This window comes from Pseudomonas sp., from assembly GCF_046581935.1.
Taxonomy (GTDB): domain Bacteria; phylum Pseudomonadota; class Gammaproteobacteria; order Pseudomonadales; family Pseudomonadaceae; genus Aquipseudomonas.
Genome location: NZ_JAYGFK010000015.1, coordinates 33,176 through 59,837, shown reverse-complemented (window position 1 = coordinate 59,837; position 26,662 = coordinate 33,176). Strand labels below are relative to the sequence as shown.

Here is a 26,662-nt window from a genome sequence, read left to right as displayed (position 1 = left end):
ATCACGCTCAAGGGGAGGGCTTTTGCCTTAGTTCGACTTGACCGGGTGATCCGGCTTTTTGTCGTTGCCTTCGATGTACGGGCTCCACGGCTGGGCGCGGATCGGCCCTTCGGTCTGCCAGACCACGGAGAACTGCCCGTCTTCCTGCACTTCACCGATCATCACTGGCTTGTGCAGGTGATGGTTGGTTTTGTCCATGGTCAGAGTGAAGCCACTTGGCGCGGCAAAGGTCTGCCCGGCCATGGCCTCACGCACCTTATCAACGTCGGTGGTGCCTGCTTTCTCAACAGCTTGCGCCCACATATGGATGCCCACGTAAGTGGCTTCCATTGGGTCATTGGTTACCACGGTGTCGGCGTTCGGCAGCTTCTTGGCTTTGGCGTAGGCTTTCCAGTCGGCTACAAACTTGGTGTTGACCGGATTCTCCACGGACTGGAAGTAGTTCCAGGCGGCCAGTTGACCAACCAGCGGCTTGGTGTCGATGCCGCGCAGTTCTTCTTCGCCTACGGAGAAAGCGACCACTGGGATGTCGGTCGCTTCGATGCCTTGGTTGGCCAGTTCTTTGTAGAACGGCACGTTGGAGTCGCCGTTAACGGTGGAGATCACCGCAGTTTTACCGCCAGCGGAGAACTTCTTGATGTTGGCGACGATGGTTTGATAGTCGCTATGGCCGAATGGTGTGTAGACCTCTTCGATGTCTTTCTCGGCCACGCCTTTGCTGACCAAGAAGGCGCGCAGGATCTTGTTGGTGGTGCGCGGGTAAACGTAGTCAGTACCCAGCAGGAAGTAGCGCTTGGCCGCGCCGCCGTCTTCGCTCATCAGGTACTCTACCGCCGGGATGGCCTGTTGGTTTGGCGCAGCACCGGTGTAGAACACGTTTGGCGACATTTCTTCGCCTTCGTACTGCACGGGGTAGAACAGCAAACCGTTGAGTTCTTCATAAACCGGCAATACCGATTTGCGTGATACCGAGGTCCAGCAGCCGAAGGTTACGGCGACTTTGTCCTGGGTCAGCAACTGGCGGCCGCGCTCAGCGAATAGCGGCCAGTTGGAGGCGGGGTCGACGACCACTGCTTCGAGTTGCTTGCCGAGCACACCGCCCTTGGCGTTGATCTCGTCGATGGTCATCAAGGCCATGTCTTTCAGCGACGTTTCGGAAATGGCCATGGTGCCGGACAGCGAGTGCAACACACCGACCTTGATTGTTTCGGCGGCTTGCACGGTCCAGGTCATGCCCATGGCGGCGATTGACGCGGTCAGGGTGAAGGCCTTGATCAGATTGCGACGTTGCATGGTGCGATCTCCATTCACGAACTTAAGTGTTTGAGCTGCTGGTTTTTTTAGTTGTCTGTTTGGCAGTTGCAACAGGGTCGATTACGAAGGCGTTACCTCGGGTGCCGGGTTGGTGCGCTGACGTGCGTTGTGCAGCATGTGTAGGGTGATCTTGCGCACCTCGGCCTTGCTGACCTCTATATGGGTCTTGAGCAATAGCTGTGCCTCTTCTGCTTGGTTGGCCAGAATTGCCTGAAGAATTGCCCCGTGTTCTGCGTAAGTGGCCGTCACGCGTGGCGCTTGGGTGAAGTCCAAACGCCTGATAATGCGGATTTTCTCGCTCACCTCGGCATGCAGGCGGGCCATTTCGCGGTTGCCTGCGGCCTCGACTAACTGGCAGTGAAAGTGCTCATCAAGGCGCGATACTTCACGCTCGTCGTGCAAACGCTGCTCTGGCTGCACCAGCCAGGTGCGCGCTAGCAGCGTGAGTGCACTGCTGTGCTCGTCTGCGGGGCGCGCGCACAAGCGGCGCACCGACTCCAGTTCGAGGACGATGCGCACGTCGTAAAGCTCCTCGAAATGCGCGAAGTCAAATGGGTTGACCTGCCAGCCGCTGCGGAAATGCACCTGCAAATAGCCTTCGCGTTGCAGGCGATACAGCGCCTGACGCACCGGCGTGCGGCTGGCGACCACGCGCTCGGCGATCTCGCCTTCGGAAAAGCGATCACCTGGGAGCAGGCGAAACTCGAAAATATCGTCCTTGAGCTGCTGGTAGATGCGCTCGGCAAGATTCTCCGGGCGAACCTTGGACAGGCCTGACGTGCCGCTCAGTTGCATCGGGTTAGCCCTGCTGTTGGCTGGCGATAAATGCGCGCCAGCCGCCAAAGCTGGTGATGTCGCGGGCACCGTCGAGGGCGTAGGGCTCGCAGATAAAGCCCTTGACCCAACGACCATCCGCTAACTGCAGGTTGCCGATGCCCAGCGGCGCGGGGATTTCTGCGACAAATTCGCCAAAGCGCGCCTGGGGGATGTCCCACAGCTCGACGATAATCTCTGCGCCGTCCTCGGCTACTCGCGACAGCCCCGGCTTAGGCGGTACGGTGCCGGGCAGGGCATACAGGCGATAGGTGGCGGCGCTGGTGGTTTGCTCCACCAGAACCGCATCGCGACTGGTCAGTTGAAAGTTCAGCGGCATGCCGCTCAGGTGCGCGCCAACCACCGCCAGCCGTACACAACCCGGCGCTGGGGTGCTGCTCGGTGCCTGGAACGGTAGAGCGCGTGCGGTGGCACCGAGTGGCAGGGCCAGGGCCTGTTGCCAGCGTTGGCCGAAGGCGGCTAGGGCGTGGTCATGCCAGGCTGGGGCGATCAGGGTGATACCGGCCGGCAAGCCATCGGCGCGGAAACCGGCAGGCAGTGCCAGGGCGGAGAGGTCGGCGAGGTTGGTGAAGTTGGTGTAGGTGCCGAACTGGCTGTTGAACAGCACCGGCTCGACCTCCATCTCGGCGAGGGTGCGGATGGTCGGTGAGGTCGGCACCACCAGCGCATCGAATCCCGCCAGCGCTTCGTTAATCGTGCGGCTCAGCTCTGCGCGGATGTACTCGGCTTTGTAGGCATCACAGGCGCTGTACTTGTGGCCGTTGGCGACAATGCCGCGCACCACTGGGTTGATGTGCTCAGGGTTGACGCCTTCCAGTGCGACCGTGCGTTCGGCCACCCAGGAACCGTAATAAAGTTGCTCGGCCAGTTGCTGGAAGGGCGCGAAGTCAATCTCCACCAGCTCGGCACCCAGCTCACGCAGTTTGCCCAAGGCTTGGGCGAATACCGCCTGATTGCCACTGTCGCCGAAGAACTCGGGGTTGCTTGGCACCGCCAGACGCGGTTTGACTGGCATGCCGACCTTGGCGCTGTTCGGGTTGTGGCGGCTGTAGGCGTCCGCTGCATCATAGCCGCCGGCAATCTGCGCCACGCTCAGGGCGTCGGCCACGGTCAGGGCAAATACCGAGATGCAATCCAGAGTGCGGCAGGCCGGCACCAGACCGGTATTGGGCAGCCAGCCCTTGGTTGGTTTAAGCCCGACAATATTGTTGAAGCCAGCGGGCACACGGCCGGAACCGGCAGTGTCGGTGCCCAGCGAAAACGGTACTAAACCGCGCGCCACTACACTGGCTGAGCCAGAGCTGGAACCGCCGCTGACGTACGCCGGGTTGACGCTGTTGCACACCGCGCCATGCGGTGAGCGGGTACCGACCAGGCCGGTGGCGAACTGGTCGAGGTTGGTCTTGCCAAGCAGGATGGCCCCGGCTGCGCGCAGGCGAGCGACCACGGTAGCGTCGGCGGCGGCGTTGTAGGCAAATTCCGGGCAGGCGGCGGTGGTTGGCCATCCAACCGCGTCGATGTTGTCCTTGATGGCGAAAGGCACGCCGTACAACGGTAACTTGCTCCGGTCGCCGTCGGCAGCCTCCAGCAGCGTTTGCAATTCATCGAGTTGGGCACTTAGTTGTGCATCGCTGGCCAGCGCGATCCAGGCGTTATCCGCTGTGTTTAGCTCAGTGCGCAGGCTGCTCAGCAGTTCAGCGGGGGATTGTGCGTCGCGGTAAGCCTGCTGCCAATCGGTAAGGGTAAAAGCCAGAGTGGGGTTGGTCATGCTCTTAAATTCCATCTTGTATCCAAGTGATGGATTGCTTAGAGCAAGGGCAATGCCAGTTTACGGAAGTGCTGGTTTCTCAGGCGCAGAGCTGTTTTTTAGGCGCACGTTGCCCGTGGCGGCGCACCGTGTTGGGGCCGGTTGTCTGCTTGTGGTGCGTGGTGTTGGTTATGCAGGGTCGCGCAGGCTTGACGTAATCAGCCTGCGCGGTTTAGCCGCTCTGGGTTAGAGCGCGAGGTAGTTCTTCACGCCGGTGAAGATAATCTGTGCGGCCAGGGCGCAGACGAACAGGCCCATCAGGCGGCTGACAATTTGCAAACCTTGATCGCCGAGTAAGCGCTCGAACTGGTTGGACATGTACAGCACCACACCGACCGTCAGGCTGGCCAGGGCGATACCCAGCACTGCTATGGCCTTGTCGCCCCAGTCCGGCTGGCTGGCACCCATCAGCAGCAGCGCACCAATGGTGCCAGGACCGACAGTCAGCGGAATGGTCAGCGGCACGATGGTCACGTCTTGCTGCACGTTATCGCTCTGTACCGCTGACTTGCCTTGGGCCATGCCCAGTGCCGAGATAAACAGCACGCTGCCTGCGCCGATGCGGAAGGCGTCGATGGTGATGCCGAACAGGGTAAAAATATATTTGCCGAACAGGTACAGCAGCACGCTGGCGATCAGTACGCCGGTGGCGACCTTCCAGGCCAGGCGTTTGCGTTCCTTGATCGTGTAGCCACGGCTCAGGCCGATAAAACACGACAGCACGAAGAATGGGCTATAGAGCACCAGCAATTTCAAATACAGGCTGAACAGCGCGGACGCCATGGGTAAGACTCGTCTCAGTAAACACGGGGGGCAGGGTACGGGGGTAGCGGCTGCCGGGCAATCCCGGCAGCTGGCTTAGGAGGGCTGGGCGCTATGCTTCTCGCGGACTTCGCGCTCGGCTACCCAGTGCTCAATCAGCTCGCGCAGTTGCGACATCTCCACCGGCTTGGACATGTGGCCGTCCATGCCGACTTGGCGCGCGCGCTCTTTGTGCTCGTTGAGGATATGTGCGGTGAGCGCCACCACCGGCGTGCGTGGGCGCTGCTCGGCAGCTTCCCAGGCGCGCAGTTGTTCGGTGGCGGAAAAGCCGTCGAGCACGGGCATTTCACAGTCCATCAGCACCAGGTCGTACTGCTGAGCCTTCATCGCAATAAGGGCTTCTTCACCGTTGCTGGCGGTGTCGGGTTGCAGGTTGAGCTTGCCGAGCATGCCGCGGATGACCTTGGTGGAGATGGTGTTGTCCTCGGCGACCAGAATGCGGAAGTCGCTGGGTACATTCAGCGGTGCACTCACGGGGGCTGGGCTGAACATCGGTGAGTCGCCCTTGCCGCGTTGCGCCAGTTCATCGGCCAGGGTGGTTTTCAGGGTGTAGCCGGCCACCGGTTTAGCCAGGATGCGTTTGATCCCGGCGTTGCGCGCAATGATCTTGCTTGGCGCATTGCTGATGCCGGTGAGCATGATGACGAGGATGTCGTGGTTGAGGTTGGCGTCTTCCTTGATTCGTGCGGCCAGTTGCATGCCGGTCATGCCGGGCATGTCTTGATCCAGCAGTACAGCATCGAAGTATTCGCGCAGGTGCGCTTTGGTGCGCAGCAGGGCCAAGGCCTCCTTGCCTGATGGCACGGCGCTGACTTGCATGCCCCAGGCGCTGCATTGCTGTACCAGGACTTTGCGGCAGGTGTCGTTGTCGTCCACCACCAGCAGGCGTGCACCTTGCAGTGAGGTGTCGAGGTCGGCTGTAGGTTGTTCCAAGCGCGTGGCGTCCAGCGGCAGGGTCAGCCACAGGGTTGAGCCTTGGCTACCGCCGCTCTGAATGCCGAACTCGCCGTCCATCAGGCGCACTAATTGGCGGGCGATAACCAGACCAAGACGGCCGCCCAGCTCGGTGGCGGCGAGGAAGTCCTTGCTGTGCAGTTCGGTATTCAGCAGGGCATCGCGTTCGCTGGCGTCTAACGGTTTCCCGCTGTCTTGCACGGCAATGCGCAGGCGCGGTTGCTCGGCATTGGTGTCAAGGGCCACGACCAGCAGGACTTCGCCCTCAGCGGTCTGTTTGAAGGCATTGTCCAGCAGGCTTAGCAGGGTCTGGCGCAGGCGCGTAGGGTCGCCGCTGACGACGCGTGGCACTTGCGGCTGGATAAAGCTGATCAGTTCGACCTTCTGTTGCTCAGCCTTGGCGCGGAAGATGTCTAGGCAGTCTTCGATCAGTGCATTGAGGTCGAATTGCACATCATCCAGCTCGATCTGTCCGGTTTCGAGTTTGGAAATGTCGAGGATTTCGTTGATCAGCGTGAGCAGTTCGTTGCCTGAGCTATGGATGGTTTGTACATAGTCACGCTGTTTGGCGGAAAGTGGCGTGCCTAGCAGCAGTTCGGTCATGCCCAGCACGCCATTCATCGGGGTGCGGATTTCGTGACTGATCTTGGCGAGGAATTCGGCTTTGGCTTTTAGTTCGGCGGAGCTGGCGGCGATGCTGGTGCGTTCGTCGAGAGTTTCATATTGGATCTGTCGCTGTCGCTCGGTAAGCGAAACAGTGAGCACCAGGCCGCTGAGGGTGGCGATGCTGAATACGCCAGTAACCAGCCAGCCTGGGTGGAGCTGGTCGAGGCCAAACAGTACCGGGATAAAAATGCTGAAACCCAGGTTGAATACCAGCATGCCGGTCATGATCAGTCGCGCTGGCTGGTAGCCGCTGCGCCAGTGCAACCCCGCCACCAGCATCACGCACAGAGAGCTGACGATGACCAGCAGATAAACCAGGGAGCTGAACCACAGTATGCCGGTGGTCAGAATGATCAGGGCAATCGTGAAGATCACACCGGCCATGCTGAACAGTAGGATGTTGATCGGTTTTTTCTGCACGCTGGTGGTTTTGTAAAAGCTGATGCTGAAGAGCAGCAAGCAAAACGCTGAGAGCAGTGCACAGATGTCGGCAATCAGCGACTGGTTGTAGCCAAGGCTGGGAATCCACACCGCCAGCATGCCGAGATTGGCGGCCGCGCAAATGGCCAGGTTGAGGTGCATGGCGCTTAGCCACAGGCTGCTGGTCGAGCGGCTATAGACGAAGCGGGTGATGTTATACAGCGTCAGCAGCAGCAGGCCGCCGAGTAGCGCGCCAAAGACATAGGCGGGCTTCTCCATGCTCACCAGTTCGGCTTCGCCGATGACGTTGAACCACACCATCAGCGGGTGGTTTGAGGCCATGCGAACATAGATTTCCCGCACCTGATTATCGTTGGGCAGGGACATCAGGTAAGAGCGTGACGGCAGCGGGCGGGCGCTTAGTGGCAGGGCTTCGCCAGTGTGCAGACTTTGTTCGATCTGGCCGTTACGCAGCAGGTAATAGTCGAGGTACTGCACGCGTGGTGCGAATACCCACAGCCAGGACGGTGCGGTTTGTCCGGTTATGTTCGCGTGTAACCAGATGGCTTGTTCGCTGGGCGGGAAGGTGAAGGATTTTTTGCTCAGTGGGGTGAATTGCGCTTGCATCGAATGCGCATCTTCAACTGCGATATTGGCGCTTTTATCGACTAGGATCGACCAGTCAGTAGCTCTGCTCGGAGCGCTTTGCTCATCTGCGTTGGCCATAGACAAACACGCGCTGAGCGCGAGCAGCAGGCCAAGCAACAGTCCAATGGCAATCCTCAGCCGGCGCACAATGAAGTCCCTTCAATAATAAGTGGTCGGATTATAGCCATGCTGCATGTCAAGGAAATATGAAAAAGGTGGCCAATCGGCCACCTTTATTGTGCTTTACCGTTAATTTACCTTCATTTCCCCTCGCGTTCGCGGGCAATGGCACGGTAACCGATGTCGTTGCGGTAGAAGCTGCCGTTCCAGCTGATCTTCTCGGCCAGGCGGTAAGCCTGCTGTTGAGCCTCTTCCACGGTACGGCCGATGGCGGTGGCGCAGAGTACGCGGCCACCAGCCGTGACGATTTGGCCGTCCTTCAGCGCAGTGCCAGCATGGAATACTTTACCTTCCAGTTGCGCCGCTGCCTCCAGACCTTCAATCACATCGCCTTTGGCGTAATCACCGGGATAGCCGCCTGCTGCGATTACTACGCCGACTGTCGGGCGTGGGTCCCAGGTGGCTTCGACTTTGTCCAGCGCCTTGGCCAGTGCGGCTTCGACCAGCAGGACCAGGGAGCTTTCCAGTCGGCACATGATCGGCTGGGTTTCCGGGTCGCCAAAGCGGCAGTTGAACTCGATGACTTTCGGCTTGCCGGCCTGGTCGATCATCAACCCGGCGTAAAGGAAGCCGGTGTAGACGTTGCCTTCAGCCGCCATGCCGCGCACGGTCGGGTAGATCACTTCGTCCATTACCCGCTGGTGTACATCGGCAGTCACGACGGGGGCCGGGGAGTAAGCACCCATGCCGCCAGTGTTTGGGCCGGTGTCAGCGTCGCCGACACGCTTGTGGTCCTGGCTGGTGGCCATTGGTAGCACGTTTTCACCGTCGACCATAACGATAAAGCTGGCTTCTTCGCCGTCGAGGAACTCTTCGATCACCACGCGTGAACCGGCTTCGCCAAACGCGTTGCCGGCGAGCATGTCGCGCACGGCGTCTTCAGCTTCTTGCAGGGTCATGGCGACGATTACGCCTTTACCCGCTGCCAGGCCGTCGGCCTTGATCACTATCGGCGCACCCACTTTCTGCAGGTAGGCCAGGGCTGGCTCGACTTCGGTGAAGTTCTGGTAGTCAGCGGTTGGGATTGCATGACGGGCGAGGAAGTCTTTGGTAAAGGCCTTGGAGCCTTCTAGCTGCGCGGCGGCAGCGGTGGGGCCGAAGACATCCAGCTTGCGTGCGCGGAACAGATCGACCACGCCAGCCACCAGCGGTGCTTCCGGGCCAACGATGGTCAGTTGCACATTCTTCTCAGCGAAGTCGGCCAATTGCTCGATGGCCAACACGTCGATAGCGACGTTTTCGCACTTGGCTTCAGTAGCTGTGCCGGCATTGCCCGGTGCCACGAAGACTTTAGTGACGCGCTTGTCTTGCGCGACTTTCCAGGCCAGGGCGTGTTCACGACCGCCGCTGCCGATGATCAATACGTTCATGTCTCTCTCCCAATGGAGGCGGGCCGTGGGCCCGTTCGGTGGATAGAAAAAGCGCTATCCACCCTACGAAAACGGTGTTGGGTATCGCTTTGCTCAACCCAACCTACGGTTCAAAACGGGCAGCCCCTTACGAGGTCGTAGGATGGGTGGAGCGCAGCGATACCCATCAAATCAATGACGGAAATGGCGCATCGAGGTGAAGACCATGGCGATATTGGCTTCGTCTGCCGCTGCGATCACTTCTGCATCGCGCATCGAACCGCCAGGCTGGATCACTGCAGTGATGCCGTTGGCTGCAGCGTTGTCCAAGCCGTCGCGGAACGGGAAGAAGGCGTCGGACGCCATCACCGAACCCGCCACTTGCAGGCCAGCATGCTCGGCCTTAATGGCAGCAATGCGTGCGGAGTTAACGCGACTCATCTGGCCTGCGCCGACACCAATGGTCTGGCGGCCTTTGGCGTAGACGATGGCGTTGGATTTGACGAACTTGGCCACTTTCCAGGCGAAGATCAGGTCGTGCACTTCCTGCTCGCTCGGCGCGCGCTGGGTGACGATTTTCAGGTCTTCTGCGGTGATCATGCCGATATCGCGGCTCTGTACCAGCAGGCCGCCGTTGACGCGCTTGAAGTCCCAGCCAGCGCTGCGCTCAGCCGGCCACTCGCCGCATTCCAGCAGGCGCACGTTGGCTTTGGCGGCGACGACGGCGCGGGCTTCAGCGCTGATTTTCGGCGCGATGATCACTTCGACGAACTGCCGCTCGACGATGGCCTGGGCGGTGGCACCGTCCAGCTCACGGTTGAAGGCGATGATGCCGCCGAAGGCCGACTCGCTGTCGGTGGCGTAGGCCAGCTCATAGGCCTGGCGAATGCCGCCTTCGCTGTCCAGGGCCACAGCCACGCCGCACGGGTTGGCGTGCTTGACGATTACGCAGGCGGGTTTGACGAAGCTTTTCACGCACTCCAGCGCGGCGTCGGTGTCGGCGACGTTGTTGAACGACAGTTCCTTGCCCTGCAGCTGCACGGCGGTCGCCACGCAGGCTTCGCTGGCATGCTCAACGTAGAACGCGGCTTTCTGGTGCGGGTTTTCACCGTAGCGCATGTCTTGCGCCTTGATGAACTGGGTGTTGAAGGTGCGTGGGAACAGGTTGCGCTCGGCAGTGCTCAGCGTGTCGCGGCTCTGTTCGATGGTGCCCAGGTAGTTGGCGATCATGCCGTCATAGGCCGACGTGTGCTCGAATGCTTTCAGTGCCAGGTCGAAGCGCTGGGCGTAGCTCAGGCCACCGGTTTTCAGGGACTCGACGATGTTGGCGTAATCGCCAGCGTTCACCACAATGGCGACATCTTTATGGTTCTTGGCAGCCGAGCGGACCATGGTTGGTCCGCCGATGTCGATGTTTTCGATGGCGTCGGCGAGGTCACAGCCAGGCTTGGCCACGGTAGCGGCGAAGGGGTACAGGTTGACCGCCACCAGGTCGATTGGCTTGATACCGTGCTCGTCCATCACTGCGCCGTCGATGGCACGACGGCCGAGGATGCCACCGTGAATCTTCGGGTGCAGGGTCTTGACGCGACCGTCCATCATTTCCGGGAAGCCGGTGTAGTCGGCCACTTCCACGGCCGCGACGCCGTTGTCCTTGAGCAGTTTGTAGGTGCCGCCGGTGGAGAGGATTTCCACATTGAGGGCGACGAGTTCACGGGCAAACTCAAGAATGCCGGTCTTGTCGGAAACGCTGATCAAGGCACGGCGAACGGGGAGGCGGGTGGTCTGGTCGGTCATTTCAGAGTCCATCAGGCGGAGGTGTCAGCAAAAAGGGCGGCTCATGTAGGCCGCCCTTTTCGGGAGTTTTGGGTTACAGCAGGTCGTACTGCTTGAGTTTCTTGCGCAGAGTGCCGCGATTCAGGCCAAGTAGTTCGGAGGCCTTGGTTTGGTTGCCCTTGACGTAATTCATTACGGTTTCCAGCAGCGGCGCTTCCACTTCGGTCAGCACCAGGTTGTAGACATCACAGACGTCTGCGCCCTCAAGGTGGGCGAAATAATTGTGCAGGGCCTTCTCAACGCTGCCGCGCAGGGTTTGCCCCTCTGCACTCGGCGTATTGAGATGCTGCTTCAAACTGCTGTTGTCACTCACGGGAGCCATTTCACTTCCTAAAGTCTCAGTCAACATCGTCATGCGGCCACCCCTTCTCCATTGTTATGCCGTTCGCTGAAAAACTCGCGAACGTTGGCGCACTGCGCGTCCGTACTGTCTAGACGATTGAATTGGGCGCGAAACTCCTTGGCGCCCGACAAGGTTGCGAGATACCAACTGACATGCTTACGGGCAATCCGTACGCCCATTACATCGCCGTAGAAGGCGTGCAGCGCTGTCAGGTGTTCAAGCAGAATGTGTTCCACTTCAGTCAGGCTGGGTGCCGGCAGCAGCTCACCGGTACGCAGGTGGTGTTCTATTTCCCGGAAGATCCACGGCCGGCCCTGCGCTGCACGGCCGATCAGCAGGCCATCGGCACCGGTGGCGGCCAATACCGCCTTGGCTTTTTGCGGCGAATCGATATCGCCATTGGCCAGCACCGGAATCGACACCGCCTGCTTGATCGCAGCGATGGTGTCGTACTCGGCCTCGCCCATATATAGGTCGGCGCGGGTGCGGCCATGCACGGCCAGCGCGACAATGCCGGTGTCTTCGGCGATCTTTGCTACGTTAATGCCGTTCTTATTCTCGCGGTCCCAGCCGGTGCGAATCTTCAGGGTCACCGGTACATCCACCGCGGCGACGACTGCCTGGAGAATCTCGCGCACCAATACTTCGTCTTTCAATAGGGCGGAGCCAGCGGCCTTGTTGCAGACCTTTTTGGCTGGGCAGCCCATGTTGATGTCGATGATCTGTGCGCCTGACTCGACATTTTTACGCGCGGCATCGGCGAGCATCTGCGGGTCACCACCGGCGATCTGTACCGAGCGTGGCTCGGGATCACCGCTGTGCACCATGCGCAGGCTCGACTTGCGGGTATGCCACAAGCGCATATCGCTAGTGACCATCTCCGACACCACTAAACCTGCGCCCATACGCTTGCACAGCTGACGAAACGGCTGGTCAGTGACGCCCGCCATGGGGGCGAGGATCAGCGAGTTTGGCAATGTATAAGGGCCGATGCGTAGCGCCGACATAGGGCTTCCCTGCTCAAGAGACCAGCTGTTGAACAAATAGGAGAGTGCGAAAAAGGGTGGGCATGATACCCGCTCTGGATGACCGGAGAAAGGCTGTTTTGAACAAATTCTGAACAGCTATGGGCTTATCGCGAAGGGTTTGGTTGTCGCAGATTCACGCGCGGTGCACCGACTGTGGGCTATTCCGGGGAGTGGAAGCTCAGGCTGTAGTTCACGGCTTGGGTGCCGGGGTCGAGGATATCCAGGGAAATATGGATCGGCGTTTGCGGCGGCATTTCCGTGTTGCCGGCCAGCTCGCCAGCGAGGTATTCACTGGGTTTGAAGCGACGACTGGCAAGCAATTGGCCGTTGATATCGGCAAAGCGCATTTCCAGTAGCGGGAAGGGTTGCGAGAACGGCGCGCGGTTGTACAGGATGGCGTCGACCACCAGGGCACCGCTGAATTCCGGGTGGCTGCGTACCACCAGGTTGCTGCTCTTGATCTGTGCGATATCAACCTTGGACGGCAGTTGGCAGCCGACTGCCGGGCATAGCTGTTCAAACCACGGGCGGTACTGGTCTTGGCGTGCCAGTTCGGCGAAGTGGTAGGTCACGTATTGACCGGCCAGCGCCGCTGCAGCCAGCAGGTTTAGCAGGCCCCAGCCGATTCGGCGGCCCCAGGGTTTCTTGGGTGGTTGCCAGTCCAGCTGCAGCGGTTCGTCGTCCAGCTCAAACAGGTGCTCGTCACGTAGGCCGGGTTCGCTGCGTTGGGCTTTCTTCGCCACAGGTGCCGCGTCGATTTCGTCATCATCCGCATCGTCGTCGCGCAGGGCGTTGAAGGGTTTGCGCTCAGCGTGCAGTTCGATGTGTTCGATCTTTGCCTCTGCTGGTGCAGCGCGGCGGTCGGCGATTGTTGGCTCTGGTGCACTAAACGGCAGCGGCGGTAGTGCTATCGGTGCGGGCTGTGGTGGCGCCAGAGGTGCGGTGGACGTTAATGGCGCAGGGGTGATTGGCGCGCTGTCTTTTTGCAAGGTCAGGCTGGCAGCCGGTTTGGGCTGCTCATCCTGTAACAGTGCTTCGGCCCAGCGCTCATCAAGCGGATCGCGCTCGTCGGGTTCGGCGGCCAGGAAGCTCTCGTTGTATTTTGCCGCGTTATCAATCGCCAGGAACTGCTTGGACAGCTGTTGTTCCTGAGCTTCAAGCTTGGCTAACTCTTCATCCAGGTCGAGGCTGTCGAGGTCCAGGTCATCATGAATCCACAGGGTATCGTGGCCGGTCTTGTCACTGGGCTGCGTAGCCGGTTGTGCTGCTGGCGGCTTAGTGGTTAAGGCGGGCTGTTGTGCAGCGGGTGCAGCGGGTTTGCTCGCGGCGGGTGGCGCTGGTGGCGTACTTGCAGTCGGGCTAGCCGGCAGTTGCTGGCCTTGTTCGCGTAGCTGTTGCGCGGCATTGAACACGTGCAGGCAGGCTCCGCAGCGCACGGCTCCATGGGCGGCACCTAGCTGCGTGATATTCACGCGAAAGCTGGTGCGGCAATGGGGGCACTGGGTGACGAAGCTCTGGGTCATGCGGCGATCCGGCTAAACAAGGCGGCTAGTCTAACGCAAGTGCTCGGCAATGCAGCAGCTGTGCGTAATGGCGCGGTTAGCGGCGTACACCGCTGATGCGCACCCAGCCGTCTTTGTCGGCAGTGGGGTCAAGGTTAAAGGCGTCGGCGTAAGCCGCACGCACTTCTTCGGCCTGTTCGGCGAGAATCCCCGATAACGCCAGGCGGCCGCCAGGCTTGGTCAGGCTGGTGATCTGCGCTGCCAGTGCGACCAGTGGGCCGGCGAGGATGTTGGCGACTACCACGTCGGCCTGCTGCTGAGGCATGTCCTCAGGCAGGTAGAGCGGGAAGCGTGCCGGGTCGATACCGTTGCGTCCGGCGTTGTCGCGTGAGGCCTCGATAGCTTGGATGTCTATATCGGTGCCGACCGCTTGGGGCGCGCCGAGTAACAGGGCGGCAATCGCCAGAATGCCCGAGCCACAACCAAAGTCGATTACGCTGCAGCCCTGTAGGTTCTGGCCATCCAGCCATTCCAGGCACAGCGCAGTGGTCGGGTGAGTGCCGGTGCCGAAGGCCAGGCCCGGATCAAGCAGCAGATTGACGGCATCAGGTTCTGGCGCGGCGTGCCAGCTCGGTACGATCCACAGGCGCTGGCCGAAGCGCATCGGCTCAAAGCCGTCCATCCAGCTGCGCTCCCAATCCTGATCGGCAATGACTTCGGCATGGTGTTCCGGTAGGTCAGCGCCGGTCAGCAGCTGCAAGTGGGCGAATACCGCATCAGCATCGGTATCGGCTTCAAACAGGGCGAGCAGGTGTGTGTGCGACCACAGCGGCGTGGTGCCCAGGTCTGGCTCGAAAATGGGTTGGTCTTCGGCGTCCATAAAGGTCACCGATACGGCGCCGACTTCCAGTAGCGCATCTTCGTAGGTTTCCGCCTGATCCGGGGTAATGGCGAGACGGACTTGTAACCAGGGCATGGGAAACCTCGTGTGCGTTGTGGCGTGATGGCGCAAATTGGCGCGCAGCTTACTTGAAGCCTGGGGTTGCCTGCCACAGTCGGCAGGGCGGAAACAACAAGGGCTGCCCTGTGGCAGCCCTTGTTTGAGAACCTATTTACGATCTGCTGCGCGTTGGCCCTGCTGCGTTAAAAACAGGCTCGGAATGCTCATTTACACCAGTAAACTCCGCTTCCTCGCCTGTTTTTGCCTTGCATGGCACTAGCTCGCGAGATCCTAAAAAGGTTCTGGCAACGCTATTTGGCTTAGTGCTTATCCATGCCTAGTTTTTTCTCTAGGTAGTGGATATTGACGCCGCCTTTGCAGAAACCTTTGTCACGGACCAAGTCGCGGTGCAAGGGCACGTTGGTCTTGATGCCGTCGACGACGATTTCGTCCAGCGCATTGCGCATGCGTGCCATGGCTTCGTCGCGGGTGGCGCCGTAGGTGATGATCTTGCCGATCAGCGAATCGTAGTGCGGCGGTACGGTGTAGCCGCTGTACAGGTGTGAATCCACCCGCACGCCGTTGCCGCCCGGAGCATGGAAGTGCTTAACCTTGCCAGGGCAGGGCATGAAGTTATCCGGGTCTTCGGCGTTGATCCGGCACTCGAGCGAGTGGCCGCGAATCACGACGTCATCCTGGGTAAACGACAGCTTGTTGCCAGCGGCGATGCTGAGCATCTCCTTGACGATATCGATGCCGGTGACCATCTCCGAAACCGGGTGCTCAACCTGCACGCGGGTGTTCATCTCGATGAAGTAGAAGTTGCCATCTTCATAAAGGAACTCGAAGGTGCCAGCACCGCGGTAGCCGATCTCGATGCAGGCATCGACGCAACGCTTGAGTACTTCGGCGCGTGACTGCTCATTGATGAACGGTGCCGGGGCTTCTTCCAATACCTTCTGGTGGCGGCGCTGCAGCGAGCAGTCGCGGTCACCCAGGTGAATGGCGTGGCCCTGGCCGTCGGAGAGAACCTGGACTTCCACGTGACGTGGATTGCCGAGGAATTTCTCCAGGTAGACCATCGGGTTGCCGAAGACCGAGCCTGCTTCGCTGCGAGTCAGTTTGGCCGACTTGATCAGGTCTTCCTCTTTGTAAACCACGCGCATGCCGCGACCACCGCCGCCGCCAGCGGCTTTGATGATCACCGGGTAACCGACTTCACGAGCAATCGCCAGGGCGGTTTCCTCGTCTTCCGGCAGCGGGCCGTCAGAGCCAGGTACTACCGGTACGCCGGCGCGCTTCATGGCGTCTTTGGCCGAAACTTTGTCGCCCATCAGGCGAATAGTCTCGGCTTTCGGGCCGATAAAGGCGAAACCGGAGTTTTCCACTTGTTCGGCGAAGTCGGCGTTTTCCGCGAGGAAGCCGTAGCCGGGGTGAATTGCCGTAGCGCCGGTGACTTCGGCAGCAGCAATAATTGCCGGGATCTGCAAATAGGACAGCGCGCCAGAGGCCGGACCGATACACACCGACTCGTCGGCCAGGCCTAAGTGCATCAGCTCACGGTCGGCGGTGGAGTGCACCGCGACAGTTTTGATGCCCAGCTCTTTACAGGCGCGCAAGACGCGCAGGGCGATCTCGCCGCGGTTGGCGATCAGAACTTTTTCCAACATCGCTGGCTCTCCGTGGATCAAACGATGGTGAACAGGGGTTGGTCGTATTCCACCGGCTGGCCGTTTTCGCCCAGGATGGATTCGATCACGCCGCTAGTTTCAGCCTCGATGTGGTTCATCATCTTCATCGCTTCAACGATGCAGAGGATATCGCCTTTCTTCACGCTCGAACCCACTTCAACGAAGTTGGCCGAAGTTGGGCCGGAGGCACGGTAGAAGGTGCCAACCATTGGTGAGCGCACCACGGTGCCGTTCAGCTTGGCTGCCGCAGGTGCTGCAGCTTCGGCAGCAACTGGGGCAGCAACTGGTGCGGCGGCTGGTGCAGGTGCTGGTGCATACATCGGCTGTTGCATAAATGCCGGTTGTTTGCTGTGGCGACTGATGCGTACTGACTCTTCGCCTTCGCGAATTTCCAGTTCGTCGATGCCGGATTCTTCCAGCAGCTCGATCAGTTTTTTGACTTTACGAATATCCATAGTGGTTCAACTCCCGGTGAGGTCAGGGGCGCTTAAGTTCAAGTTGTTCAAGTGCAGCCTCCAGGGCCAGCCGGTAACCGCTGGCGCCAAGGCCGCAGATCACTCCCACCGCAACATCTGAAAAGTAGGAGTGATGGCGGAAAGCTTCGCGTTTGTGCACGTTGGACAAATGCACTTCGATGAATGGGATGCTCACTGCCAGCAATGCGTCACGTAATGCGACACTGGTGTGCGTAAAAGCTGCAGGATTTATCAGGATAAAGTCGACACCTTCGCCCTGTGCGGCATGAATACGCTCGATTAGCTCGTATTCGGCATTGCTTTGCAGGTATAGCAGATGGTGACCTGCCTCGCGTGCGCGGCGCTCCAGGTCGAGGTTGATCTGCTCCAGAGTCACGGCACCGTAAACGCCTGGCTCGCGGGTGCCAAGCAGGTTGAGGTTGGGGCCGTGCAGTACCAATAAGGTTGCCATGATCCTTGATCCTTAATTTCTACTGCGCAGGACTATGCCGCGACACTGCATGCCTGTCTAGTTCTCGGCAATAGTCAGCACGATTGCTGCAGATTGCGCTAAATATATGACTGGTTTGCCTAGAAACGTTCGCGCGCCGTGCTCAGGCGAGCGGCGAAGGTTGCGGCATCCACTTCGCCTATGACGCGCAGATCGTGCCATTCCTCGCCTTTGCCATTGAACAGCAGGATCGCCGGCGGGCCGAATAGCTGATAGCGGTCAAGCAGGGCGCGTTGCGCAGGGTTACTTGCGGTGATGTCGAAGCGTATCAATTGGTAATCAGTTAATTGGCGAGCGATTTCGGGGGCGTGAAGCACTTCACGTTCGATCACTTTGCAACTGATGCACCAGTCGGCGTACCAGTCGAGCAGCAGTGGTTTACCGTTGCTCTGTGCGGCGAGCAGCGCCGCATCTAGTTCAGCGGGGGCGGTGATGGTTTGCCACTGTCCGGATTGCACCTGCTGCGTTGCCTCGGCGCTGCTGGCTAGGCGACCGAGTGGCCGTAGCGGGTCATCCTGGCCCTGTAGTGCGCCGACCCAGGCCACTAAGGCATAGACCAGCAGCGGCAGGCCGAGTAGTTGCGCGAGTTTCTGGTGGTGGGTTTTCGGGGTTAACTCCAGCACGCCAAGCCAAAGTGCTACGCCAGCCGCCAGCATGCCCCACAGTGCCAGGCTGACTGGGCCGGGTACAACGCGCTCCAGCAGCCAGATAGCCACGGCCAGCAGCAGTGCGCCGAACAGGTTGCGCACCGTGAGCATCCAAGGGCCTGATTTCGGTAGCAAGGCGCCCCCGCCGACGGCGAACAGCACCAGCGGCGCTCCCATGCCCAGGCCCAGGGCGAGCAACTTGAGCCCGCCGCCTAAGGCATCACCGCTGGCGCTGATATACAGCAATGCGCCGGCCAGTGGCGCTGAGACGCAAGGTGAAACCAGTACGCTGGAGAGCACGCCGAGAGCTGCCGCGCTGAGTAGTGTGCCGCCTTTTAGGCGCTGGCTCAGGCGTTGCAGCGGGCCGTCGAGCGCAGCCGGTAGGCGCAACTCAAGGAAGCCCAGGCTGGCGGCGCCGAACAGGGCAAAGAAAATCGCGAACGGCACCAGAACCCAGGGTGATTGCAGGCGTGCCTGCAGATTGAGTTCCGCGCCGAACAGTCCCATTAGCGCGCCGAGGATGGCGAAACTCAGCGCCATCGGCAGTACGTAAGCCAGCGACAGTGCCAGGCTACGCATGCCGCCCGGCTGGCCGCGCAGCACCACGCCGGTGAGAATCGGCAGCATCGGCAGTACGCAGGGGGTAAAGGTCAGCGCCAGGCCGCCGAGGAAAAATAGCGCCAGATCGGTCCAGTGCCAGGCGACCGGGGTATTGGGGGGTGTATCTGAGTTGGCTCCGCCGCCAATCTTCAGGACTTCGGTTTCTGGTGGGTAGCACAAACCTTTGTCGGCACAGCCCTGGTAGCCGACGCTGAGGTCGAAGGGGCGGTTTTCTGGGTTGTCGACCGGCACCTCGACATCCAAAACCTCGTGGTACACCTCTACATCACCGAAGTACTCATCATGCTTGGCCTTGCCGGCCGGCAGAATGGCCGGGCTCAGGCGAACGCTGGTGTCCTCGCTGTTGAAACTGAAGCGGTGGCGATACAGGTAATAACCTTCGGCAGCGACAAAACGCAGCTTTACCGATTCGCTGGAGCTGCTGATCAGGCTCAGCTTGAACGCTTCACGCACGGGCAAGAAGTCGGCGCTGTTATTTAGTGGTGCACCCAGTTGCGCGGGAACGGGCGGCTTGTCGAATAGACCAGCGCTGGCAGGCAGCACGACCAGAAGCAGAAGCAGGCTGAGTAAACGGTACATGGCAGGCTCGTGTCACAGGAATCGCCGCATCATAACGGAGGCGCAAGGTTCAGGGCATGGGTCGGGCTGTAAGCGGTCTTGTCAGTCTGCTCAATGGTGCGCGACAGATTGCCGCGCTAACCGCCGTCAAACCTTGAATGCCTGCACCGCCGTATGGAGCTGGCCGCCAAGGTGCAGTAGGTTTTCGCCTTGCTGACGGCCTTCGCCGATGCGCAACAAGTTGTCTGCGCCGAGGCTATGGATGCGCTCGCTGTGCCCGCGAATTTCGCTGACTGCGTCGTTCTGCTGGGCGGTGGCAGCGGCGATGCGCTCGGCCACGTTGGCAATGGTGCGGATTGCCGTGACGATTTCATCCAGTGCGCCATCGGCTGCTTCGGCTTGGCTGGCGGTCGCTTCGGCGTGTTCGACCTGGCTGCGCATGGCGTTTACTGACTGCAGTGCCGCCTGCTGCAAGCGACCGATCAGCTCCTGAATCTGCGCCGTCGCGCCGCTGGTGCGTTGCGACAGTGAGCGCACTTCGTCAGCCACCACGGCGAAGCCGCGGCCCAATTCGCCGGCGCGTGCAGCTTCGATGGCGGCATTCAGGGCCAGCAAATTGGTCTGTTCGGCGATGCTACGGATGACCGTCAGTACATTGCCGATGGTGGCGGTTTCCTCGGCTAGGCGCTCGATGGCCTGGGCGTTGCCCTGTACTTCATCAACCAACGCATGCAGACCGCTGAGGCTCTGGCCGATCACCTGCTGACCTTGCTCTAATGCGCGGTTGCCGTCTCGGCTGGCATCGGCGGCCTGGCTGGCGTCGCCAGCCACTTGCTGAATAGTGGCTTGCAACTCACCCAGTGCATCACGAATCTGTGCCGTGTCGCCGGCCTGACGCTCAGCGCCATCATGCAGCCCGCCGCTGAGGTTGGCGAGGGCGCGGCTTGAGCCGACTACCTGCTCGGCATGCTGGCGGATAGTGCCAACTAGGTCGACCAAATAGCTGCGCAAGCGATTTAACGATTCTTCGATATCGCGCAACTCGCGGGTGCGCGAGTCGAGTTTGATATCGCCAGAAAAATCCCCTCTGGCCCAGGTCGAAAGCGCTGGGGCCAGGTGATTGAGTACGCGGGTCAGGCGGCGCTGAATGGTATCAATGATCAGGGCTATCAGTAGGATCACGCCGATCATTAAGCCCTGAGTCAGTTGCACTTCGCCTTGGATGCGGCCGTGCTCGGCGCGTACCTGGGGTTCCAGTGCGGCGAGGGCTTGTTGCACCTGGTCAATTTGCTGGTGAGTGCTGTTGGCAAGAACGCTACGCTGCTCGATCAGCTCGCGCGTGCGTTGCAGTTCGCTTGGGTAGCGCTTGATCAGGTTGCTCAGGTCGCGTTTGAGGGCGATGCCGCGGTCTTCGGTCGTGCTGCTGTCTGTGCTGGCATCCAGCCCCATTAAGCTGGCAAAGCTATTGCTAGCTGAATCGTTATTTTCTGCAACGCCGAGTAAGGGTAGGTCATTGAGCCGCAGCGCTTGCTTGTCTAAAGCGCTTAGCTCGCGTTCGACTTCGCTGACCAGTTCGCTGCGGCCGCTACGCACCAGTTTGTCGCGCGCATGGGCGAGGCGGGTGAGGTGGCGAGCGGCGTCGAGCAGTGGTGCGGAATAACTGGCCGCGGCGTCGGTCTGCGCGCTTTGTGTGTATTCAGCTAGTTGCCCCAGTGTCGCGTCCATTTCGCGCTCAGCCTGCAGCAGCAAGCCTTGCGGGTCGCCGGAGAGCTTGCCGGCAGCCAGCAGTTCGCGGGTGCTGAAGGTCTTCAATTCAGCCAGGCGGCTGCGCAGGTTATCCGACAATTGCGTGGGCAGCTCGGCGCTGGATTGTTCTAGCGTGTCCAGTGACTGCAGTGCGGCGCTGTGGCGCACTGCGTCACCGCTCTCCAGATAGGCGTTGATATTGCGCGCCACATCCCCTTGAAACTGCTGCGACAGGCTCAGGTAGCGCTCCATCAGTAAATAAGGGCGCTCAAGGGCGCGCTGTGACCACCAGAGCGTAGCGGCCAGGGCCACGCAGGCGCTAACCAGCAGCAGAGTATTGAGATTAGTGAAGGACTTCAGGCGCATAGGGCTCGACCGAAAGCGGAACGGTACGGGCCGCCGACGCATACGTCAGTGCGGCCGCTGAGCACTAGAATTTATGGCTTTTTCATGACCGTAGTGTGACGGTCATGGGAGGCGGTACTGTGAATCGCCCCTAATTTCCCACGTTGAGAGCTGTGGGAGTGCCACTCTTTATCAAGCGCCTTGAGTTTGAGCAAGCACAATGTGCGGTCTGCTTTAGTGAGTTGATTAGCTTGTTTGGGTTACGGGGCTAGGCAAGCGTTACGAGAGCAGGACGTCGCTCGTATTCAGCTCGCTCACCCCGATCAGCTTGATGGTGAAGTCAGCATCAATGCTGCCCGCGCTGTTGCCGTATAGAATCAGATCATCGCCGTCCTGCACGGTCCAGAGTTGCTTGCGGGCACTGACATCCGCTTCAGCGACCAGGCTCCAGCCTTTTAGGGCTTTGAAGTCGAGTACGTCGCCGTTGGTGAAGTCGGTGATGACATCCTGTCTTTCGTCGAGACCCAAGTCCTTCAGTGACGTGAAGCGGAAGATATCGTTACCGCCGCCACCGGTCATGGTGTCGGCACCTGCGCCGCCGATGATGATGTTGTCGCCATTGTTGCCGATGATGATGTTATCCGAGGCATTGCCGGTGAGGTTGAGCCATAGGGCGCCTGTGTCGCTGGCATCTAGGTTTTCCAGGGTGGCAGCGAGGGTAAAGGTGGTGGCTTTGCTGGCATCAGCCAGCTTGTCCTGAACTTCGTTGCTGGCGCGTAGCATTAGCGTATCGCTGCCCTCGTTCTTCTTCTCGGTAATGCTGTCTTCAAGAGCAGCGGTGGCCTTGGCGCCAGTGCCTTTGGCGATAAGGTCGCCGACGTAAGTGTCGTTACCTAGACCACCGATCAGCTTGTCAAGCCCTGCGCCGCCATCGAGAGTGTTGTTGCCCGCGTCGCCGGTCAGGGTGTTTTTGAGTATGTTACCGGTACCGCTGAGGTTGTCTTGCGCAAGGCCGGCGAGGGTCAGATTTTCCAGGTTCTCGCCTAGGGTGAACGACACCGACGACTTGACCGTATCGGTGCCGGCGTTGAGCGCTTCAGTGACCACGTCACCCAGGTCATCGACGATATAAATGTCATTGCCCTTGCCACCGGCCATGCTGTCCGCACCGGCACCGCCGTCAATATTGTTGGCGCCGTCATTGCCGATCAGCTCATTGGCCAGTTCATTGCCGGTGCCGTTAAGTGTGGCTTTACCGATCAGGGTGAGGTTCTCGAGGTTGGCACCGAGCACGTAGCTGAGCGACGAAATAACCGTGTCGTTGCCGCTGGCGGTGTTTTCGATAAGCGTGGTGCCTTTCACTGCCACGTAATAGGTGTCATCGCCCGCACCGCCACTCAGGGTGCTGGCGGTTTTGCCTGGGTCGAAGACGTTGGCCTGGGCGTTGCCGATCACGTTGAAGATGCCAGTGCCGGTGATCAGCACGTTCTCGACATTGGCGAGGTTGATGTTGGCGGTCATATCGATGAGCACCGGCGTGGTTGCAGAGCCCCCCTTGTAGGTGATGCGCAGGGTGTCATTGCCGGCGTCCTCGAAGCCGCCAGAGGCGTTGACCTGGGCCAGCTCAGCTGTGTTGTCGAGGACATAGGTGTCATCGCCCGCGCCACCGAACAGGGCGTCGACGCCCGCGCCGCCGTCGAGCACGTCATTACCATCGCCGCCGTACAGCGTGTCGTTGCCCGCCAGGCCGAACAGCTTGTCGTCGCCCTCGTCACCGGACAGCGTATCCGCCCCCGCGTTGCCGGTGATGGTGTCATTACCGCGACCACCGGCCAGGGTGTTGGCGTTTTTGCTTACGCCGGTAATTATGTCGTCGCCACCTAGAATGGCGGCCCCGGCAGCTACGCTGTCACCGTTGAATACGGCAACGGCCAAATCATCGAGCATGGCCTGGGTGAAGGCGCCGGCGGTATAGCGCTGTTCGGATGTGGCGCTTTGGCCTTGGTTGGCTTCGTACTTGAAGGCCACGTAGGTGAGCTTGTCCAATGCGCCGGACAGGCCCCCCGTCATGATGTTGTAGCTCAAGCCATTTTTGCTGGAGAGTACCAGGCTGTCGTCGGAGTTGCCGGTGTACGAGCCATTGAGGGTGCCGCTGGTTGTGCCCTTGACCACCGAGCTGTAGCCCTTGATTGTGGTGGTATGCAGCTCGGGGTCACCATCCACCGCTGCCTCATAGTGCTCCAGACCAGTAAAGGACCGGGTCGTTTTAGTGACGACTTTCACCGAAACCCCCACCGCTGTGTACACGCTAGTCAGCTGTTCGCTAATGGAAATCTTGCTGATATCCAGCGTGTCGAGCGTGTAAGGATTGCCCGAGATCGTCAGCGTACCCGTGTTTTTTGAGGTGTCAGTGCGGTCCAGACCATTCTGGTGCGATTTCTCAGTCTCTGACCCCGTCAGCGTCAACTGGGTGGCGTGCGCCTGAACATTGTCTGCAAGATCGGTCCCCTTAAGCGTGTAGGTAGCTGACCGCACATTGCTACCGCCAGAACTGGCAAAGGTTATTACGGCACGGGTGTCGGTCACCTCGGGCGGGGTCGGCTCGACATTGCCAGCGCTCAAGCCATACCTAACCACCTCGGCCGCTTCGATAACATTGCTGCCGGAACCGAGCAATTGCATGATTTGCATGGCGAGACCATCAACAAGTGTGGTGGTGTTGCTGGATTTAATCGTGGCCATTTTCTATCCCTGCAATGGTGCGCTGACTTGAGAGGTGAACCTAAGTACAGCGGCTCGGCTCAGTGTCTTGCCGCTGGTTCAGCAGTGGAGTGGGGTAACTCAGATCAGGCAAAGACGACGTCGGCGGACGCCAACACTGTCACTCCCACTAGTTTGATGGAGAAGTCCGCATCAAGCGTGCCGCCGCTGTTGCCGTAAACAATCATGTCGCCGCCATCGGCAACTGCCCACAGCTGTTTGGTGCCCGCAGCTGCGGTCGCTGACGTATCGAACGTCCAGCCTTTGAAACCCTTGAGGCTGATCACGTCCTCTCCGCTGGTAAAGTCTTGGATGACGTCTTGTGTGGCATCCAAGCCTAGGTCTTTGAGCGAGGTGAAGCTGAAGGTGTCGTTGCCGTTGCCTCCATTGAGGATGTCAGTGCCAAGCCCTCCAATGATGAGGTCATCGCCGTCGCCGCCATAGAGCAAGTCATTGCCCGCGCCGCCATTGAGCACGTTGTCAGTATCGTTGCCGATCAGGGAGTTGTTGGCGGTGTTACCGGTCAGATTAAGCTTCACACTGCCCGTATCGCTGGCATCCAGGTCTTCGATGTTGGCCCCCAAGGTCAGCATGGTGGCTTTGCTTGCGGTCGCGAGCTTGTTTTGCGTGTCCTGGCTAACGCGTAAATACAGCGTGTCGCTGTCGCCTTCGCCTTTGTTCTCGATCACTGTATCTTCTAGCGCGGCGGTAGCCTTGGCACCCACGCCTTTGGCGATCAAGTCAACGATATACGTGTCCTGGCCATCGCCACCGGCCAGCTTGTCGACACCACCAGCACCGTCGAGCAGGTTATTGCCGGCATTGCCGGTGATGATATTTTTCAGCTCGTTGCCGGTACCCCAGATGCCGGCTGGCGTAGAGCCGAACAGCGTCAGGTTTTCCAGGTTAGCGCCGAGGGTATACGACACCGAGGACCTGACAGTATCGGTGCCAGCATTGAGCGCTTCGGTCACTATATCGCCGGTGTTATCGACGATATAGGTGTCGTTGCCATTGCCCCCCGCCAGGCTATCAGCACCACTGCCGCCGTCGAGAATATTGGCGCCATCGTTGCCGATCAGGGTGTTATCCAGCTCGTTGCCGGTGCCGTTGCGCGCGGCCTTGCCGGTGAGCGTCAGGTTTTCGAGATTGTCTCCCAGGGCGTAGGTGAGCGCGGAAATAACCGTGTCATTACCGTCGGCGCCATTGGCGTCGTCCTCGATCACAGTGACGCCCTTCACGCGGACGTAGTAAGTGTCGTCGCCCGCATACCCGCTCAACGTGCTAGCGGTTTTGCCTGCATCGAGCACGTTGTCGGAGTCATTACCGATCACGCTGAACACACCCATACTGGCGATGGTCACGTTCTCGACTTCGCTATTGAGGAACATATTGATCATAGACGGAGCGGCCACAGAACCGCCGTTGTAGCTGATACGCAGGGTGTCTATACCGTCGTCTGTGTACCCCATTAGGCCGTCGAAGTTGACCCGGTCCAGATCCAGCTCGTTGTCGAGGATATAGGTGTCGTTGCCGTTGCCGCCCACCATTACATCGACACCGGCACCGCCATCGAGCACGTCGTCGCCGTCTCCGCCAAACAGTACGTCATTGCCACCCAAACCGAACAACTTGTCGTTGCCTTCGTCGCCGTAAAGCGTGTCGGCCGCAGCCCCACCGGTAACGCTGTCGTTGCCGACACCTGCTTCGATGTAGTTAGCCTTTTTCGCATCACCGGTAATAGTGTCGTCGCCGCCAAAAATTGCCGCTTTGCGAGCAGCGAAACTGTTGGCGAAATCGCCGCCTGCAAAGGCGGCCTCAGCCAAGGCATCCAGCATGTTGGAGGTGAACGCCCCACTGGTGTAGCTGCTATTAGCCTGCGGGGTAACGAACTCGTTGGAGCTCGTCGTCTTGGCCGTATAGGTCAGTTTGTCCAATGCACCGGAAATCGAACCGGTGCTGTTGTTGTAACTCAAGCCACTGGTGCTGCTGAACGCAATGTTTTCCTGGGCGTTACTGGTAATAATTGAGCTGTTGGAGCTGAGCTTGGATGCGTTGGTGAAATTTTTGATAAGTATGCTTTGCTGCATAGTGTTGCCGTCGCCATCAACTCCGTACTGTTCCTCGCCGCGAAACGACACAGTGTTCGTTTGATTGCTTTTCCCCTGGTCACCGTAATCTGAAATTTGTTGAGTGGTGTAAGCCGCTTGCGTGACCGTCACGTCGTCGGTGTTGTGCGGGTTGCCTGTCAGTGCCACGGATCCGGTCGATTTAAACGTAAGGATCGAGGTAAAACCATTGTTCGAAAAATCATATTCGACCGTGCCAGTCACCCCCAACTTGGAGGCCTGAGCCGTCGCCTGGCTTTTGAGATTACTGCCCGTGAGCGTGTAGGTTGCCGACGAGGTAAAACTGTCCGACTGTTCGTTAATGGTTTCGGTCATTTTAGTGTCGGTGAGCGCGTACTTAACCGTTTGGTCTTGGGTAGGCACAGCGCCGCCAGTGGCTAGATCACTGCTGATATTACTGAGCGTGCTGCCGATAGAAGTGCCGAATTTCAGCACGTTGATTAGCTGCAAGCCGAGGCTGTCAACGACGGTTCTGCTGTCGGTGGTTTTAATCGTGGCCATTGTTCAGTCCCTGCTCTACAGCAGTTAGGTTTAAGTGAATTGTGAAGTGCTGGGG

At 59.6% G+C, this 26,662-nt stretch carries 17 protein-coding genes and 1 pseudogene; all 18 read right to left on the bottom strand.

Features of this window, described 5'->3' with window-relative positions; all coding sequences use genetic code 11:
* Positions 1-27 precede the first annotated feature (27 nt).
* The 18 genes and pseudogenes from urtA to VCA57_RS13455 all read right to left on the bottom strand — a co-directional run bounded on the left by urtA (position 28) and on the right by VCA57_RS13455 (position 26,607).
* Positions 28-1,293: an urea ABC transporter substrate-binding protein gene (gene urtA / locus VCA57_RS13540; RefSeq protein WP_411185561.1), complete on the bottom strand. Its 1,266-nt coding sequence runs from the start codon at positions 1,291-1,293 to the stop codon at positions 28-30.
* Between the two features lie 81 nt (positions 1,294-1,374).
* Positions 1,375-2,109 carry a GntR family transcriptional regulator gene (locus VCA57_RS13535; protein WP_411185560.1) on the bottom strand — a complete coding sequence of 245 codons (735 nt, stop codon included), beginning with the start codon at positions 2,107-2,109 and terminating at the stop codon, positions 1,375-1,377.
* A gap of 4 nt (positions 2,110-2,113) precedes the next feature.
* Positions 2,114-3,916, bottom strand: a complete 1,803-nt coding sequence (gene atzF, locus VCA57_RS13530) for an allophanate hydrolase (RefSeq protein WP_411185559.1) — start codon at positions 3,914-3,916, stop codon at positions 2,114-2,116.
* A 225-nt stretch (positions 3,917-4,141) separates the two neighbouring features.
* A complete protein-coding gene (locus VCA57_RS13525; RefSeq protein ID WP_411185558.1) occupies positions 4,142-4,738 on the bottom strand; it encodes a MarC family protein in 597 nt (198 codons plus the stop codon).
* A 75-nt stretch (positions 4,739-4,813) separates the two neighbouring features.
* Positions 4,814-7,612, bottom strand: a complete 2,799-nt coding sequence (locus VCA57_RS13520; RefSeq protein ID WP_411185557.1) for a response regulator — start codon at positions 7,610-7,612, stop codon at positions 4,814-4,816.
* Positions 7,613-7,725: 113 nt separating this feature from the next.
* Entirely contained in the window at positions 7,726-9,015 is a 1,290-nt protein-coding gene (gene purD / locus VCA57_RS13515) for a phosphoribosylamine--glycine ligase (protein ID WP_411185556.1), read from the bottom strand.
* A gap of 171 nt (positions 9,016-9,186) precedes the next feature.
* Positions 9,187-10,791, bottom strand: coding sequence for a bifunctional phosphoribosylaminoimidazolecarboxamide formyltransferase/IMP cyclohydrolase (gene purH, locus VCA57_RS13510; RefSeq protein WP_411185555.1), 1,605 nt, complete (start codon positions 10,789-10,791; stop codon positions 9,187-9,189).
* A 73-nt stretch (positions 10,792-10,864) separates the two neighbouring features.
* A complete protein-coding gene (gene fis, locus VCA57_RS13505) occupies positions 10,865-11,185 on the bottom strand; it encodes a DNA-binding transcriptional regulator Fis (RefSeq protein ID WP_411185554.1) in 321 nt (106 codons plus the stop codon).
* Complete coding sequence (gene dusB, locus VCA57_RS13500; protein WP_411185553.1) at positions 11,182-12,180, bottom strand: tRNA dihydrouridine synthase DusB; 999 nt, start codon at positions 12,178-12,180, stop codon at positions 11,182-11,184. Before dusB ends, fis begins: the two co-directional genes overlap by 4 nt.
* Positions 12,181-12,359: 179 nt before the next feature.
* On the bottom strand, positions 12,360-13,724 hold the full coding sequence (locus tag VCA57_RS13495; protein ID WP_411185552.1) for a DUF3426 domain-containing protein: 1,365 nt from the start codon (positions 13,722-13,724) through the stop codon (positions 12,360-12,362).
* Positions 13,725-13,800: 76 nt separating this feature from the next.
* Positions 13,801-14,679, bottom strand: coding sequence for a 50S ribosomal protein L11 methyltransferase (gene prmA, locus VCA57_RS13490; protein WP_411185551.1), 879 nt, complete (start codon positions 14,677-14,679; stop codon positions 13,801-13,803).
* Between the two features lie 284 nt (positions 14,680-14,963).
* Positions 14,964-16,313 carry an acetyl-CoA carboxylase biotin carboxylase subunit gene (accC, locus tag VCA57_RS13485; protein ID WP_411185550.1) on the bottom strand — a complete coding sequence of 450 codons (1,350 nt, stop codon included), beginning with the start codon at positions 16,311-16,313 and terminating at the stop codon, positions 14,964-14,966.
* A gap of 17 nt (positions 16,314-16,330) precedes the next feature.
* Complete coding sequence (accB, locus tag VCA57_RS13480; protein WP_411185549.1) at positions 16,331-16,789, bottom strand: acetyl-CoA carboxylase biotin carboxyl carrier protein; 459 nt, start codon at positions 16,787-16,789, stop codon at positions 16,331-16,333.
* Between the two features lie 22 nt (positions 16,790-16,811).
* Positions 16,812-17,261, bottom strand: a complete 450-nt coding sequence (aroQ, locus tag VCA57_RS13475) for a type II 3-dehydroquinate dehydratase (protein ID WP_090240152.1) — start codon at positions 17,259-17,261, stop codon at positions 16,812-16,814.
* A gap of 119 nt (positions 17,262-17,380) precedes the next feature.
* Positions 17,381-19,147, bottom strand: coding sequence for a protein-disulfide reductase DsbD (gene dsbD, locus VCA57_RS13470; RefSeq protein WP_411185548.1), 1,767 nt, complete (start codon positions 19,145-19,147; stop codon positions 17,381-17,383).
* A gap of 126 nt (positions 19,148-19,273) precedes the next feature.
* Positions 19,274-19,783: pseudogene (locus VCA57_RS13465) on the bottom strand (methyl-accepting chemotaxis protein); the annotation flags it as partial.
* A 1,713-nt stretch (positions 19,784-21,496) separates the two neighbouring features.
* Complete coding sequence (locus VCA57_RS13460; protein WP_411185547.1) at positions 21,497-23,959, bottom strand: calcium-binding protein; 2,463 nt, start codon at positions 23,957-23,959, stop codon at positions 21,497-21,499.
* Positions 23,960-24,063: 104 nt separating this feature from the next.
* Complete coding sequence (locus VCA57_RS13455; RefSeq protein ID WP_411185546.1) at positions 24,064-26,607, bottom strand: hypothetical protein; 2,544 nt, start codon at positions 26,605-26,607, stop codon at positions 24,064-24,066.
* Positions 26,608-26,662 lie beyond the last annotated feature (55 nt).

Bases quoted from the DNA above. Each gene is read 5' to 3' on its own strand.
- VCA57_RS13525 (WP_411185558.1), bottom strand. From the start codon at position 4,738: ATGGCGTCCGCGCTGTTCAGCCTGTATTTGAAATTGCTGGTGCTCTAT.
- urtA (WP_411185561.1), bottom strand. From the start codon at position 1,293: ATGCAACGTCGCAATCTGATCAAGGCCTTCACCCTGACCGCGTCAATC.
- dusB (WP_411185553.1), bottom strand. From the start codon at position 12,180: ATGTCGGCGCTACGCATCGGCCCTTATACATTGCCAAACTCGCTGATC.
- dsbD (WP_411185548.1), bottom strand. From the start codon at position 19,147: ATGTACCGTTTACTCAGCCTGCTTCTGCTTCTGGTCGTGCTGCCTGCC.
- VCA57_RS13460 (WP_411185547.1), bottom strand. From the start codon at position 23,959: ATGGCCACGATTAAATCCAGCAACACCACCACACTTGTTGATGGTCTC.
- VCA57_RS13535 (WP_411185560.1), bottom strand. From the start codon at position 2,109: ATGCAACTGAGCGGCACGTCAGGCCTGTCCAAGGTTCGCCCGGAGAAT.
- aroQ (WP_090240152.1), bottom strand. From the start codon at position 17,261: ATGGCAACCTTATTGGTACTGCACGGCCCCAACCTCAACCTGCTTGGC.
- purH (WP_411185555.1), bottom strand. From the start codon at position 10,791: ATGACCGACCAGACCACCCGCCTCCCCGTTCGCCGTGCCTTGATCAGC.
- accB (WP_411185549.1), bottom strand. From the start codon at position 16,789: ATGGATATTCGTAAAGTCAAAAAACTGATCGAGCTGCTGGAAGAATCC.
- purD (WP_411185556.1), bottom strand. From the start codon at position 9,015: ATGAACGTATTGATCATCGGCAGCGGCGGTCGTGAACACGCCCTGGCC.
- VCA57_RS13455 (WP_411185546.1), bottom strand. From the start codon at position 26,607: ATGGCCACGATTAAAACCACCGACAGCAGAACCGTCGTTGACAGCCTC.
- VCA57_RS13495 (WP_411185552.1), bottom strand. From the start codon at position 13,724: ATGACCCAGAGCTTCGTCACCCAGTGCCCCCATTGCCGCACCAGCTTT.
- fis (WP_411185554.1), bottom strand. From the start codon at position 11,185: ATGACGATGTTGACTGAGACTTTAGGAAGTGAAATGGCTCCCGTGAGT.
- atzF (WP_411185559.1), bottom strand. From the start codon at position 3,916: ATGACCAACCCCACTCTGGCTTTTACCCTTACCGATTGGCAGCAGGCT.
- accC (WP_411185550.1), bottom strand. From the start codon at position 16,313: ATGTTGGAAAAAGTTCTGATCGCCAACCGCGGCGAGATCGCCCTGCGC.
- prmA (WP_411185551.1), bottom strand. From the start codon at position 14,679: ATGCCCTGGTTACAAGTCCGTCTCGCCATTACCCCGGATCAGGCGGAA.